The following is a 12,108-nucleotide window of genomic DNA, read 5'->3' as shown; positions in this document are numbered from 1 at the left end:
TCAGCCCGGCGCGCGGAACGTCTTGAGCCGGAACTGCAGGACGAGCGGGTCGACGATCTCCTCGCGGCCGGTCCACGTCACCGTCACTTCGGTGAGCCGGTATGACGGGCCGACAGGGACTTTCCGAGTCGAGAGCCGGCCCCGCCAGCCGTCACCCTCGACCGACGCCGGCCCGGTTCGCTCGCCGCCGAGGTGTTCGAGATACCCCAGCGCCTGTTCGACAGTGAGTCCGCGGAACCGTCGCGTGACGCGGAGCACGCCGTCTTCGACCGATCGCTCGACCGGCGGGATCGCTTCCAGTGCGGTCTGTCGACGCTGTCTCCACGTTCTTCCTCCCGATCGGGTCTCCGTCTCTCCCCCCATGGTACCGTTTGGTCACGGGCGAGCATAACCGTTGGTTCGGTTCTCACGTCCCGGGTTCCGTGGACGCCGCCGCGAGCGCACCTTTACGGTCCCCGCCACCGACCGCCTGCGCATGTACACCGTCACGGTCGTCCGTCCGCTCATCGCCCAGCACTTCCTCACCGTCCCCGACCCCGGCCCGGAAGGGGAGTTGCACTCACACCACTTCCGGCTGGAGGTCGAACTCGCGGGCGAGGAGCTGAACGAGTACGACTACCTCGTCGACATCGACGAGGTGGAGGCGGCCCTCGACACGATCGAGGCGCGCTACGCCGACGAGACGCTCAACTCCCTCCCGGAGTTCGAGGGGTACAACCCGAGCGTCGAGCGCTTCGCCCGCGTCGTCCACGAGCGGTTCGCCGGGGCGGTCTCGACGGACGGGGTCGACCGGCTCACCGTCACCGTCTGGGAGGACGACGTCGCCAACGCCGCGTACGCCGCCGCCCCCACCTCGTAGATGCGGGTGGCATGCGTCGTGCCGGGCGACTTCGACACCACCTCGGGTGGCTTTCGGTACGACCGCCGGCTCGTCGCCTCGCTCCGCGACGCGGGCGACGAGGTCACCGTCCACTCGGTGCCCTGGCGGCGCTACCCGTTCGGCCTCGCCGACGCCCCCCGGACGCCGCTCGCGCGGTTCGCGTCGGGTACGGACGTGGTCGTCGTCGACGAACTCGCCCACCCGACGTTCGTTGCCCTGGAGGCGGAGACGCCCGTGGTCGCGCTCGTCCATCATCTCCGTTGCGACGAGGGGCGCGCCGACGCGCCGTTGGCCCGGGCGCTCGAACGGCGGTTTCTCTCCCGCGTCGACGCCGCGGTCTGTACGAGTTCGGCGACCGCCCGCTCGGTCCGCGAACTGGTCTCGACTGCCCTCGGGCCGGGCAGCGCCGATGGACCGACCGGCGTGCCGACAGTCGTCGCGCCGCCGACCGACGACCAGTTCGATCCCGACGTCGCCGCCGCTGAGATCGACGACCGCGCCGCAGCCGACCCCTTTCGCGTCGTCTTCGTCGGGTCGGTCCTGCCTCGGAAACGACCGCTCGCGCTCGTCGACGCGCTGTCGGGGCTGGAGGGAGAGTGGACAGCCACGCTCGTCGGACCCCAGCCCGACGCCACGTACGCCGATCGGGTCCGCCGGCGCTGTCGCCGTCGAGGGGTCACAGAGCGCGTGACGCTGACGGGACCCCTCTCGACCGGCGAACTCGCCGGGGTGCTCCGCCGGAGCCACGTCCTCGCGCTCCCCTCCGCTCACGAGGGGTTCGGCATCGCCGCCCTCGAAGGGATGGGCTTCGGGCTCCCCGCGGTGGTGACCCACTCGGGCGGCGCGACCGACCTCGTCACCCACGGCGAGACGGGCGTCCTCGTGCCGCCAGACGGCGTCGGTGCCGTCTACGCGGCGCTGTCGACGCTCGCGTCCGACCGGGACCGTCTCGCGCGGATGGGGCGGGCGGCGCTGGAGCGGCACCAGGCACATCCGCCGTGGCCGGAGACGGTCGCGCGGGTCCGGGCGTTCCTCTCGGGCGTCGTCGACGGCCAGGCCGACCGCCAGTCGGCGGTGGTGGCGGAATGAAAGGCGATTTCCAGCAGTATCTCTCGGCGAAGGAGACGGTCGACGACCGGGCGCTCGATCGGCGGGTGCTCGACCGCGTCCGCGAGGACCTCCGGACGAGCGCGTCGCCGCGCGTCCTCGAAGCCGGCGCAGGCACGGCCGCCTTCTGCCGCCGCCTCCTCGGGTGGGACGACGTTCCCGACTGCACGTACGTCGCCGTCGACACCGACGCCGACCTGCTCGCGACCGGGTGCGAACTGCTCCTCGCGCGGGCCCAGGACGTCGGCTTCGAGGCGCGGGTCGTCGATCCGGCCGCGGCCGATCTGGGGTTCTCGCTCGACAACCCGGAGTTCACCCACGTCGCCACACTCCGTCTGCGTGGCCCGGCCCGCATCGACGTCCATCTCGTCGCCGGCGACGCGCTCGGCGTCGCCGCCCGCGGGACGTGGGAGTTCATCGTCGCGCAGGCGTTCGCGGATCTGCTCACGCCCGGAGGGGTCGAACGGCTCGTCTCGGGCGTCGACCGTGGCGGCGTCTACCTCCCCATCACGTTCGACGGCGGCACGGCGTTCGCCCCGTCGCACCCCGACGACGGGGCCGTCGTCGACGCGTACCACGCGACGATGGTCGACGATTCGGGTGAGCGGCTCGGCGCGACCGCCGGGCGGCGGCTGCTCACCCTCCTCCCCGAACTCGGCGTCGGCCTCGACGCCGTCGGCGGGTCGGACTGGGTCGTCTCGCCGCTCGGCGGCGCGTACCCGGCCGACGAGTCGTACTTCCTGCGGGTCGTCGTCGATACGGTCGCCGACGCGGTCGACGGGCACGTCGCACCCGAGACGATCGACGCGTGGCTCGAAACCAGACGGCGAGAACGGGAGGAAAACCGCCTGCACTTCGTCGCACGGAACCTCGACCTCTACGGGCGGGTCGGCTGACTACTCCTCGGTCGTGGTGTGGTCGACGTCGAGGTCGCCCTCGTGGATGCGGGCCCCGTCCTGGGCGACCTGTCGTGCGAGGACGGCGCACTTGATCCGCATCGGGCTGATGTCGACCCCGAGCATCTCCGTGACGTCGTCGGTGTCGAGCGCGTCCAGCTCCGAGAGCGTCATCCCCTGCAGCCGGGAGGTGAGCATCGACGCCGACGCCTGCGAGATGGCACAGCCGTCGCCGCTGAACGCGGCGTACTCGATGGTCTCGCCGTCGTCTTCGAGTGTCACATCGACGCGGATGGTGTCGCCACAGGAGGGGTTCTCCCCCTCGTGGGTGAACGTGGGGTCCTCGATCTCCCCGTAGTTCCGGGGGTTCTTGTAGTGGTCAAGGATCTGCTGCCGGTACATGTCCGAACCCATACCCATGATCGATTCGAGGTACGCGAGTGCGACGCAAAAGGATTCCGGGCGCTCGGTGGCGTCGCTCGCCCGCACGCGACTCAGACGCGCTCGATCGGGTAGCTGTCGATGCGGAGGAAACTGTTCGACCGCGAGTTTCGGTCCGCGAGTCGTTCGGCACCCTCGCGCGTCTCGGTCACGCCGACGATCCCGTTCGTCTCCCCGCTGAGCGACACGGTCACGATGTACACTTCCTCGAGCATACGAGGGTGAGACGGTGCGCAGTCCCCTGAACGTACCGCCGACGCGACCCGCGTGGGCCCGCGGCCGCACCGACGAGTCGGCTCAGGTCCGCGCCGCTTCGGGTGACCGTCGGTCGGGAACGCGTCCGGTTCTCACGACCTGAGACGCGGCGTCCGTCGCTATCCACCCGGGGATCGTCTCTCGGAGTGGTGAGCCAGATGACGGGATTCGACCGACAGTCCACGGAGCGCGGGACCGGAACGGTGACCGAGTACAGCGACGTCCGCGAGCGGTTCGCCGCCGGCGCGCTCCTGTTCGTCGTCGGCGTGGTCGCGCTCATGGGGATCATCACGGCCGAGGCGTTCTACCCGGGGTACAACGCCGGCGTACAGGAGATCAGCGACCTCGGCGCGACGCGGCCGCCGAACAGCGTCGTCGTCGAACCCGCCGCGACGGTGTTCAACGCCACCATGATCGTGTCCGGGCTGTTGGTCCTCGGGGCGACCCGCTTCGTCCACCGGACGTTCGGCGACCGGCCGCTCACCGTCGTGCTCGGCCTCTTCGGGCTGGGTGTGCTGGGCGTCGGCGTCTTCGACGGGAGCGAGGCACCCATGCACGGGATCAGTGCCCTCCTCACTTTCTTCACCGGTGGGCTGTCGGCGCTCGTCGCCGCCCGGGTGATCACGACGCCGTTCCGGCTCCTCTCGGTGGCGATCGGTGGGTTCGTCCTCGCCCTGCTGGTGAGCGTCATCGGCTTCGGACTGCTCGGTGTGCCGCATCCCCTGTCGTTCCTCGGACTGGGCGGGATCGAACGCTACGTCGCGTACCCGGTGTTGCTGTGGCTCCTCGGCTTCGGCGGCTACCTCATGGCCCCCGCGCCACCGACCGACCGTCCGTCGGCCTGACCGGGGACGAGAGCGGAGATGGAGGCGAGAACGAGAGCGGAGATGGAGGCGAGAACGAGAGCGGAGGCGGGAACGAGAAGAGAGACGGGGGCAGGTGACGGAGACGGCGACCGCGGCTACGGACTCCCGTCGACCACCTGGGCTCCCTGTTCGGGCTCACCTTCGAGCGTCCACTTCTTCTCGACGGCGCTGTTCGCCACCACGACCGTGTCGCCGTCGTCGAGTCGAAAGCGGCTCTTGCGGAGACCGATATCCCGTACCTCGCCCGTGACTCCATCGGCGGTGACGCGGTCCTCGGGGGTGAAGTCGGGGTCGCGGAGCAGGTAGACCCCGGCGACCGTGTCGGCGATCATGCTCGACAGGGCGTAGGAGACGCCCAGGGCGATGAAGCCGGCGGCGGTCCCGAGACTGGCGGCGATGTCCCCCATCCCCAGGATCTTCAACAGCGTGAGCGCGGCGGCGAACCAGAGGAACACCCCGACGACCGTGGTCGCGAGGTTCACGATGAGGTCCTGTTCGGCGGGGTAGACGGCGTCGAGCGCGCCGTGGACCAGACGGAGCGCGAGTCGGATCCCGACGTAGGCGATGCTGAGAAAGACAAGCGCCATGATGAGTTTCGGAAGCGCGTCGACGAGCCCTCGCTGAATCTCGGTGACGGTCCCCTGCACGAGGTCGGTCAGGAAGCCGACGGACGACTGCATGGATCGAGTGCACGAACGGGCGAGTAAAAACTGTTCGGCCTGCGAGTAACTCAGACACTGCGATACGAAACAGCGCGTCGAGCGAGCGCGTCAGGTCGGGACGTCGAACCGCACGTCGTGTCAGTCGCCCGCGGGCGTTCCCGCCGGCGCGTCCCTGTCGGCACCCTCCGGGAGCGCCATCTTGTACAGGCCCCAGAGGAACAGGACCACGAGGCCCGCGATGACGAGGCCGGTCCGGATGGTCGGGTCGACCATCGGGGTCGCGACGATCTCGCCCGCGTCGTTCGTCACGGGAGCCGCGCCGTAGGGCTGTCCCGCGATGATCTCTACGATGCCGAGGACGACGACGCCGACGAGGATCAAAGCGCCGCCGAGTCCTTTTGCGAGTTTGTCGATCGTGTCTTCGGGGTACATTTGCGTTCACCTCCTCAACCGAGCAGGTATCGGAGCTTCGGGTGGCGTTCGACGAATCCGGTCTTCTCGATGATCGCGTCGAGGCCGTAGCACCGCCCCGCCGCGAACACCATCAACGTGACGAACAACAGCAGTCCCATCAGGTCGCTGTTGACGAGCCCGTGGCCGAACCCGGCGTTGCCGACCCAGAACAGGGTCATGAAGACGACTCCGCCGAAGGCCGCCAGTCGCGTCAGGGCGCCGGCCATCAGCGCCAGGCCGATGAGCGTCTCGAACAGCGGGACGCCCGGCTCGATGAGCCACGCGAGGTTGTTTCCCATCCAGACGGGGATGGGCCCGAGCGCCGTGCCGGTCATCCCCTGCATGTAGGCCGTGCCGTAGGTGAACGCCAGGCCGTCCTCGATGAGCTTCGTCACGCCCGCGTGGAGGAACCACCAGCCGGTCAGGACGCGCAGCATCGCGATCCAGTAACCCGCCAGCGGCCCGTCGACGCCGAATGCGAACTCGTTTTTTAGCCGAGTTCCAGGTTGGTACGCCATCGGTCTCACCTCACATCTGCGGATTGCGGGGGGAGGTGGGTATAACTCCGTCCAGCTTCCCAGCGGCTGAAAACCGGTCCACTCGCGGGATTCGAGGGAGTATATAAACCGTCGTGGCTTCCCAGTCGCTGAAAACGGCTCTCGGCGGGCGGGCGTCGGACGCGAAGTCGTCACACGACGCCACTGTGAGGAGAGAGGTGAGAGCGGAGAGACGCCGACGGCAGAACGGCAGTACTCAGGCGAAGAGCTGTCGCGCCTCGTCGACCGCCTCCACCAGGGCGTCGACCTCCTCGCGCGTGTTGTAGACGTAAAAGGAAGCGCGCGCGGAGGCCGCGACACCGAGTTTGTCGTGGAGCGGCTGGGTGCAGTGGTCGCCGGCGCGGATCGCCACGCCGTAGTCGTTCAGGATCGACGAGAGGTCGTGGGCGTGGACGCCGTCGACGTTGAACGCCACGAGGCCGCCGCGGTCGTCGCCCGGCGGGCCGTACACCGTGACGTCGTCGAACGCCGTCAGCCGGTCGTACGCGTACTCGGTGAGGAGGTCCTCGTGGGCCTGGACGTTCTCCATGCCGAGGTCGTCGAGGTAGTCGACGGCGGCGTGCAGGGCGACGCCCTGGGCGATGGGCGGCGTGCCGGCCTCGAACTTCCACGGGAGGTCCTCCCACGTCGACTCCTCGTACGTCACCTTCCGGATCATCTCCCCGCCGTACAGGTACGGCTCCATCGCTTCGAGGACGTGCTCCTTCCCGTAGAGGACGCCGATGCCCGTCGGCCCGCACATCTTGTGCCCCGAGAAGGCGAAGAAGTCGGCGTCGATCGACTGGACGTCAACGGGGCGGGTCGGGACGGACTGTGCGCCGTCGACGAAGACGTACGCGCCGACCTCGTGGGCCATGTCCGCGAGATCGGAGACGGGGTTGATCGTCCCGAGCGTGTTCGAGATGTGCACGACGGAGACCATCGCGGTCGACTCGTCGATGAGCTCGCGGGCGTGGTTCATGTCCAGATACCCCGCGTCGTCGACGCGGATGTACCGGACCTCGGCACCGGTCTTCTTCGCGATCTGCTGCCAGGTGACGAGCGACGCGTGGTGTTCCATCTCGGTGAGGACGACCGAGTCGTCCGGGCCGAGTTCGGAGAGCCCCCACGCGTACGCGACGAGGTTCATCGACTCGGTGGTGTTCTTCGTGAAGACGACCTCCTCTCTCCCCCGAGCGCCGATGAACTCGGCGACGCGGTCGTGGGCGCGCTCGTACGCCACGGAGGCTTCCTGGCTCAGGTGGTGGATGCCGCGGTGGACGTTCGAGTTGTAGCCGCGGTAGTAGTCGCAGATCGCCTCTACGACCGGTTCGGGGGTGTGGCTCGTCGCGGCGTTGTCGAGGTAGACGAGGGGGGTCGTGTCGTCAGGGCCCTCGCCGGGCGTCTCCAGGTCACCACCGACCTGCCGGTCGAGGATGGGAAAGTCCCGACGGACCGTCTCGACGTCGAGGGGGTACGACTCCTGCGTTTCCATTAGGTACACCTAAAGACTCGAACACCAACACACCTTCGGTCCGTGGCGTGTCGGGAAACCACGGGCGGTTACACTCGGTCGAGAACGGGGCCGCGTAGCCTTTCGCGGGACGGGTTCGACGGCGGCGCATACGCCGGTCGGTGAGCCGCGGCCACCCGCGAGCGCGGCGGCCGTTCTCGGGTCCCGCGCGCTCCGACGCGTCCTCGACGAACCGAGACGGCTCCGCTACCGCAGCCACAACAGCTGTGCGTGGAGCGTCCCTTCGACCTCGAGGACGCGCTCCTCGTCGACGAGCCCCGCGTCGATCGCCACCGACACGGCGCGCTCGCCGACGATGTTGGCCGTCGTCGCCCGCGTGAGGCTGTCGACGACCGTCTCGGGGTCCGCCTCCCGCGCCTCGTCGCCGCCGTAAAACTCCTCGGTGACGTCGAGCGAGACGGGCCCCTGCTCGAACGTTTCGCCGAGGCAGTCGGCGTCACAGACCGACACGAGCAGTCCCTCGGGGGTGTCGCGCTCTCGGAGCAGCATCTACCGGTCCTCGACGAGCCGCTCCTCGCGTTTTTCGCGCAGTTCGTCGGCGCGTTCCTGCGCCCGTTCGGCCTCCTCGTCCTCGCCCAGTTCCTCGAGGGCGAGCGCCTTCTCCTCCAGCACTTCGGCGCTTCGCATTCCGAGCCGAATGGCGTTGTCGAAGGCGGTGACGGCGTCCTCGAAGAGGCCGCGTTCGGAGAGGAAAAAGCCCCGGTTGTACCACGCCTGCGGGAAGCGCGGGTCGATCTCGACCGCTCGTTCGGCGTGGTCGAGCGCCTCCTCGGTGTGGCCGAACTCCCAGAGGGCGTACGCGAGGTTGGTCTCCGCCGAGGCGGCGTGTTCGGAGTCGTCGTCGATCCGCAGCGCCTCCTGGTACGCGCCGATCGCCTCGTCGTACTCCTCCAGTTCGGCGTGTGCGACGCCCTTGTTCACCCACGCCTCCTGGGCGTCGAGCGAGTCCTCCTCGGCGAAGCGCGCGGCGCGGGCGAACGTCTCGGTTGCCTCCTCGTATCGGTTGATCCCCATGTACGAGAGGCCGACTTCGAGGAGGTCCCCCGCGTCGACGTCGTCGCGGTCGATGTTCCGACGGTCGAGGATGTCGGCGAGGACCCGGGAGTCGACCGGATCGACCTTCGTCGGGTCGACTTTCAACTCCGGTGGGTCGAGCGTGAACTCGTCGTAATCGGCGTCGACCCCCTGGCCCTCCGAGAAGCGGTGTCGGTTCGGTGGGTCGCCGTCGTCTGTCATGACGCGACGTTGGCGGTCGTGGGGGGTAAGGGTTACGTCACGGTTTTGCTCCTCGGGGGCTCACGTCGTGACATGCGTCTGTTCGTCGCGATCGACCTGCCCGCCGACCTCGCCGCGGACGTCGCCGCCGCCCAGCGGCGGTTCGGGGACGCGCCGGGGCTCCGCCTGACCGATCCGGAGCAGGCCCACGTCACGCTCAAGTTCCTCGGCGCGGTCGACGACGACGCCGTGGACGGGGTCGAACGGGCCGTCGAGCGAGCGGCCGACGACGCCGCCGTCGAACCGTTCGAGGCGACCGTCGGCGGGTTCGGCGTCTTCCCCTCGCTCGACTACATCAGCGTCGTCTGGACCGGCATCCGACAGGGAACCGCGGAGTTGACGCGGCTCCACGAGCACGTCGAGCGCCGGACGACCGACCTCGGCTTCGAGCCCGAGGCCCACACGTTCACGCCGCACGTCACCCTCGCACGGATGGACGACGCCCGCGGGAAGCGGGCGGTCCAGGGGGTCGTCCGCGAGGAGGATCCGACGATCGGCTCGTTTCGGGTGGACGAGGTGCGACTGAAACGCTCGGAACTGACGCCCGACGGGCCCGCGTACTCGACGGTGGCGACCGTTTTGCTCTAGCTCGACCCGCGGTGTCAGTCGTCCGCAGGCGGTCGGGCGTCCTCACGCGCACCCCACCGCCGCAGCTCCGCCCGCACCGTCCGGCCTTTGACCAAGAGGAAGCCGACGAGGATGAGCCCGAAGCCGGCGACGGTCGTCCCCGAGAGCGACTGGTCCAGCGCCAGCCACCCCGCGAAGGCGGCGAACACCGGAATGACGTACTCCAGGAGGCTCATCTCGACGGGCCCGAGCGCGTCGAGGAGGAGGAAGTACAACACGAAGCCCCCGACGCCGGCGACGACGGCGAGGTAGAGCACGGCCCCGACGGTCTCGACGGGCCAGGCGGTCGGGACCGGTTCCCGCAGGACGGCCGACGCGACGTGGAGCAGGGCGCTCCCGACGAGCATCATCCACGCCTGTTCGGCGGGGTGCGACAGCGTCGTCTCGCGGTCGTAGGTGAGCACGGCACCGAGCGCGAACGCCAGCGCCGACGCGAAGACGAGCGCGACGCCGCGGACGTCGGCCAGGAGGTTCGAGACGTCGGGGTTGGCGATGACGGCGACGCCCGCGAAGCCGACGAGGACGCCGACTCCGGCGATCGGCGAGAGGCGCTCGTCCGCCACGGTTACCCGGGTCAGCGCCGGAGTCACGACCGGAATGAGTCCGAGGAGGACGCTCGCGACGGCGCTGGGCACGTACTGCTGGCCGGCGAAGAGGAAGGCGTGGTGGACGCCGACGAGGAGCGCCCCACCGGCGACGAGCGGGTACCAGTCGCGCCGAGCGGGCCGCCAGTTGACGTCGCTGAGCGCGAGGTAGCCGGCCAGGACGAGCGTCGCGACGTCGAACCGGACCGCGGCGAGAAGCGTCGGCGGGACCGTCCGGAGGCCGACTTCGGTCACCATGAACGCCGTCCCCCACACGGCCGCGAGGAGGACGAACAGCCCGGCGTGTCTGCGTCGGCTCACGGCTCCGAATCTGGTCACGTCCGCTGAAAGCGCTGTCCATTCTCCCCACGGCTCGCGTGACTGTCCGTGTCCGTCCCACCGATCGGGTGACGGCCGCACGCCGGCGCGGCGACCGTTCGTCGGGACGGAACCGCGAGACCCCGCCGCCTCTCGCGGCGTTTCGTATAGCCGTATCCGATACACGACCCGTTTCGGGCCGACGTCGTCAGTGACGGCGACGCCGCTTGTGGCTCCCTGGCGGCGCGCGACCGGAGCGTCCGCCCCCGTGCGGTCGACGCTTGCTCGTCTCTCGCGGTGTCGAATCGCCGCTCCCTGGAGACGGCCGAGCCTCACGCCCGCGGCCGGGTTGTCAGCGGCCCGACCGGTCGGGGGCCCCCGACCCTCACTCCGTCTCGACTTCGTCCACGTCGTCCGGAGCAGGGTCGTCGCCCTCGTCGATGAACCCGTGGTACGGGCAGACGTACTCGTCCCGAATGAGCTGTTCGTCGACGATTTCGAGCCCCAGCGCGTCCAGGTCTTTGCTGATCCGGTTCAGATCGTCGTGGTCCGTGCCGATCGCGTTCACGTAAACGTTCCGCTCGCCGGTCATGATCTCGCGGACGGCTGTCACCCCGTGTATCTCCTGTGCCTGACTCGCGAGGCTATCCCGGTCGGGAACCGGTGCCGTACAGATGATCTTCGTGTACAGCGGATAGCCGGCGAGATCGTAGTCGATATCGAGGTGGTAGCCCCGGACGATGCCGCTGTTTTCGAGCTTGTTGAGGCGTGTCCGAACCGTGCTCGCCGAGAGGTCGAGTCTCTCCGCGATGTCGCTGGACGACGTGCGGCGGGCGTCCTGCTGGAGGTAATAGAGAATGCGCTTGTCTATCGAATCCAGGTTCCCGTCCTTCATACGTGCCGCAGTTCGTCGCCGGGGCTGTTATTACTCCCGCTCCGGCCGGGACAGCAGGCGTCGGCCCCCGAGAGGCGGCGACCGGGACGCCCTCGGGCGCGGACAGAGGGAGGCAACCGGGCCACCACACCAGTGCGGTCGTCGGACGCCGTGCCCGGCGACCGTGATTCGAGCCGACCGTCGACCACGACGGCGCGAGGAGCAGCACCAACTGCCCCACTTGAGACACAAAAAGTGTGCATACATATAGTTCATTGACGATCCGTCAATCTGATCGGCCAGTTTATATTGTTCCGTCACATACATCGGGTCGTGTACCTCGATACGGGGTACCACGCTCACCAGAGAATGCCATCGAAACGATCCACGAGAGACGAACGACTCGACCGGACGGAGGCGGCCGATCATTACGTCCTCGGCGGCGGGCGCGTCGGGGTGGCGGCGGCCAGACGCCTCCGGGCGGCCGGCCACGACGTCGGCGTCGTCAACGAGTTACACTGCCCAGCAGAACTCCCCGGTCGGCGAGGTGACCCGACGGACGTCGGGGTCTTGGACGACGCCGGACTGTCGAACGCGGAGACGGTCGTCGTGGCGACGCGCTCCGACGCCCGCAACCTGCTCGTCGCAGGGCTCGTCCGGACTCGCTTCGACGTCCCCCGCGTCGTCGTACTGACGAACGCCCCCGATCGAGTGGCCGCCGTGGCCGAGGCCGGTCACGACCCGGTCTGTGCGACGGCCGCACTGTCGGACGCCCTCGTCGACAGCGTATGAAGGCCGAC

At 69.0% G+C, this 12,108-nt stretch carries 17 protein-coding genes; 6 read left to right on the top strand and 11 right to left on the bottom strand.

The genetic code is table 11. From position 1 onward, the window contains the following. The gene (locus tag NKJ07_RS16565; protein ID WP_318567893.1) at window positions 1-363 is read right to left on the bottom strand and encodes a MoaD-like domain-containing protein; all 363 of its coding nucleotides are present in this window, start codon (window positions 361-363) and stop codon (window positions 1-3) included. A gap of 112 nt (window positions 364-475) precedes the next feature. On the opposite strand from NKJ07_RS16565, the gene NKJ07_RS16560 reads away from it, so the two are divergent. From NKJ07_RS16560 to NKJ07_RS16550, 3 genes are read left to right on the top strand one after another with little or no spacing between them, the layout of a single operon-like run. After that, a complete protein-coding gene (locus NKJ07_RS16560) occupies window positions 476-859 on the top strand; it encodes a 6-pyruvoyl trahydropterin synthase family protein (protein WP_318567892.1) in 384 nt (127 codons plus the stop codon). 18 nt (window positions 860-877) lie between these two features. Beyond that, complete coding sequence (locus NKJ07_RS16555) at window positions 878-1,969, top strand: glycosyltransferase family 4 protein (protein ID WP_318567891.1); 1,092 nt, start codon at window positions 878-880, stop codon at window positions 1,967-1,969. After that, window positions 1,966-2,883 carry a hypothetical protein gene (locus NKJ07_RS16550; RefSeq protein ID WP_318567890.1) on the top strand — a complete coding sequence of 306 codons (918 nt, stop codon included), beginning with the start codon at window positions 1,966-1,968 and terminating at the stop codon, window positions 2,881-2,883. Before NKJ07_RS16555 ends, NKJ07_RS16550 begins: the two co-directional genes overlap by 4 nt. Here the strand turns inward: NKJ07_RS16550 and sufU are convergent, their stop codons facing one another. Beyond that, window positions 2,884-3,303, bottom strand: a complete 420-nt coding sequence (gene sufU / locus NKJ07_RS16545; RefSeq protein ID WP_318570480.1) for a Fe-S cluster assembly sulfur transfer protein SufU — start codon at window positions 3,301-3,303, stop codon at window positions 2,884-2,886. A gap of 74 nt (window positions 3,304-3,377) precedes the next feature. Then, a complete protein-coding gene (locus tag NKJ07_RS16540) occupies window positions 3,378-3,539 on the bottom strand; it encodes a hypothetical protein (RefSeq protein WP_318567889.1) in 162 nt (53 codons plus the stop codon). Window positions 3,540-3,737: 198 nt separating this feature from the next. Between NKJ07_RS16540 and NKJ07_RS16535 the strand changes: the two genes are divergently transcribed. Then, window positions 3,738-4,424, top strand: coding sequence for a DUF998 domain-containing protein (locus NKJ07_RS16535; protein ID WP_318567888.1), 687 nt, complete (start codon window positions 3,738-3,740; stop codon window positions 4,422-4,424). Between the two features lie 116 nt (window positions 4,425-4,540). Here the strand turns inward: NKJ07_RS16535 and NKJ07_RS16530 are convergent, their stop codons facing one another. The 6 genes from NKJ07_RS16530 to NKJ07_RS16505 all read right to left on the bottom strand — a co-directional run bounded on the left by NKJ07_RS16530 (window position 4,541) and on the right by NKJ07_RS16505 (window position 8,866). Further along, the gene (locus tag NKJ07_RS16530) at window positions 4,541-5,125 is read right to left on the bottom strand and encodes a mechanosensitive ion channel family protein (protein WP_318567887.1); all 585 of its coding nucleotides are present in this window, start codon (window positions 5,123-5,125) and stop codon (window positions 4,541-4,543) included. A 120-nt stretch (window positions 5,126-5,245) separates the two neighbouring features. Next, window positions 5,246-5,539: a hypothetical protein gene (locus NKJ07_RS16525; RefSeq protein WP_318567886.1), complete on the bottom strand. Its 294-nt coding sequence runs from the start codon at window positions 5,537-5,539 to the stop codon at window positions 5,246-5,248. Between the two features lie 14 nt (window positions 5,540-5,553). Beyond that, the gene (locus NKJ07_RS16520) at window positions 5,554-6,078 is read right to left on the bottom strand and encodes a DoxX family protein (protein ID WP_318567885.1); all 525 of its coding nucleotides are present in this window, start codon (window positions 6,076-6,078) and stop codon (window positions 5,554-5,556) included. Between the two features lie 235 nt (window positions 6,079-6,313). Then, a complete protein-coding gene (sufS, locus tag NKJ07_RS16515; RefSeq protein ID WP_318567884.1) occupies window positions 6,314-7,591 on the bottom strand; it encodes a bifunctional cysteine desulfurase/selenocysteine lyase SufS in 1,278 nt (425 codons plus the stop codon). A gap of 225 nt (window positions 7,592-7,816) precedes the next feature. Continuing rightward, a complete protein-coding gene (locus tag NKJ07_RS16510) occupies window positions 7,817-8,119 on the bottom strand; it encodes a DUF424 domain-containing protein (protein WP_318567883.1) in 303 nt (100 codons plus the stop codon). Further along, entirely contained in the window at window positions 8,120-8,866 is a 747-nt protein-coding gene (locus NKJ07_RS16505) for a tetratricopeptide repeat protein (protein ID WP_318567882.1), read from the bottom strand. 72 nt (window positions 8,867-8,938) lie between these two features. Here NKJ07_RS16505 and thpR point away from each other — a divergent pair, with 72 nt between their 5' ends. After that, on the top strand, window positions 8,939-9,493 hold the full coding sequence (gene thpR, locus NKJ07_RS16500) for an RNA 2',3'-cyclic phosphodiesterase (RefSeq protein WP_318567881.1): 555 nt from the start codon (window positions 8,939-8,941) through the stop codon (window positions 9,491-9,493). Window positions 9,494-9,507: 14 nt separating this feature from the next. On the opposite strand, the gene NKJ07_RS16495 is transcribed toward thpR, so the two are convergent. Both NKJ07_RS16495 and NKJ07_RS16490 read right to left on the bottom strand, forming a co-directional pair. Continuing rightward, entirely contained in the window at window positions 9,508-10,437 is a 930-nt protein-coding gene (locus tag NKJ07_RS16495; protein WP_318567880.1) for a DMT family transporter, read from the bottom strand. 382 nt (window positions 10,438-10,819) lie between these two features. After that, window positions 10,820-11,329, bottom strand: a complete 510-nt coding sequence (locus NKJ07_RS16490) for an Lrp/AsnC family transcriptional regulator (protein WP_318567879.1) — start codon at window positions 11,327-11,329, stop codon at window positions 10,820-10,822. Window positions 11,330-11,677: 348 nt separating this feature from the next. Here NKJ07_RS16490 and NKJ07_RS16485 point away from each other — a divergent pair, with 348 nt between their 5' ends. Continuing rightward, on the top strand, window positions 11,678-12,100 hold the full coding sequence (locus NKJ07_RS16485) for an NAD-binding protein (RefSeq protein WP_318567878.1): 423 nt from the start codon (window positions 11,678-11,680) through the stop codon (window positions 12,098-12,100). The last annotated feature ends 8 nt before the right edge of the window (window positions 12,101-12,108 follow it).

The sequence above is a fragment of the Salinigranum marinum genome (assembly GCF_024228675.1).
GTDB classification, from domain to species: Archaea; Halobacteriota; Halobacteria; order Halobacteriales; family Haloferacaceae; genus Salinigranum; species Salinigranum marinum.
This window is presented reverse-complemented; position numbering and strand designations above follow the sequence as displayed.

What these genes read in the sequence shown, in the direction of transcription:
- NKJ07_RS16565 (WP_318567893.1), bottom strand. Translation starts at nt 363, where the DNA reads ATGGGGGGAGAGACGGAGACCCGATCGGGAGGAAGAACGTGGAGACAG.
- NKJ07_RS16560 (WP_318567892.1), top strand. Translation starts at nt 476, where the DNA reads ATGTACACCGTCACGGTCGTCCGTCCGCTCATCGCCCAGCACTTCCTC.
- NKJ07_RS16550 (WP_318567890.1), top strand. Translation starts at nt 1,966, where the DNA reads ATGAAAGGCGATTTCCAGCAGTATCTCTCGGCGAAGGAGACGGTCGAC.
- sufU (WP_318570480.1), bottom strand. Translation starts at nt 3,303, where the DNA reads ATGGGTATGGGTTCGGACATGTACCGGCAGCAGATCCTTGACCACTAC.
- NKJ07_RS16540 (WP_318567889.1), bottom strand. Translation starts at nt 3,539, where the DNA reads ATGCTCGAGGAAGTGTACATCGTGACCGTGTCGCTCAGCGGGGAGACG.
- NKJ07_RS16535 (WP_318567888.1), top strand. Translation starts at nt 3,738, where the DNA reads ATGACGGGATTCGACCGACAGTCCACGGAGCGCGGGACCGGAACGGTG.
- NKJ07_RS16530 (WP_318567887.1), bottom strand. Translation starts at nt 5,125, where the DNA reads ATGCAGTCGTCCGTCGGCTTCCTGACCGACCTCGTGCAGGGGACCGTC.
- NKJ07_RS16525 (WP_318567886.1), bottom strand. Translation starts at nt 5,539, where the DNA reads ATGTACCCCGAAGACACGATCGACAAACTCGCAAAAGGACTCGGCGGC.
- NKJ07_RS16520 (WP_318567885.1), bottom strand. Translation starts at nt 6,078, where the DNA reads ATGGCGTACCAACCTGGAACTCGGCTAAAAAACGAGTTCGCATTCGGC.
- sufS (WP_318567884.1), bottom strand. Translation starts at nt 7,591, where the DNA reads ATGGAAACGCAGGAGTCGTACCCCCTCGACGTCGAGACGGTCCGTCGG.
- NKJ07_RS16510 (WP_318567883.1), bottom strand. Translation starts at nt 8,119, where the DNA reads ATGCTGCTCCGAGAGCGCGACACCCCCGAGGGACTGCTCGTGTCGGTC.
- NKJ07_RS16505 (WP_318567882.1), bottom strand. Translation starts at nt 8,866, where the DNA reads ATGACAGACGACGGCGACCCACCGAACCGACACCGCTTCTCGGAGGGC.
- thpR (WP_318567881.1), top strand. Translation starts at nt 8,939, where the DNA reads ATGCGTCTGTTCGTCGCGATCGACCTGCCCGCCGACCTCGCCGCGGAC.
- NKJ07_RS16490 (WP_318567879.1), bottom strand. Translation starts at nt 11,329, where the DNA reads ATGAAGGACGGGAACCTGGATTCGATAGACAAGCGCATTCTCTATTAC.
- NKJ07_RS16485 (WP_318567878.1), top strand. Translation starts at nt 11,678, where the DNA reads ATGCCATCGAAACGATCCACGAGAGACGAACGACTCGACCGGACGGAG.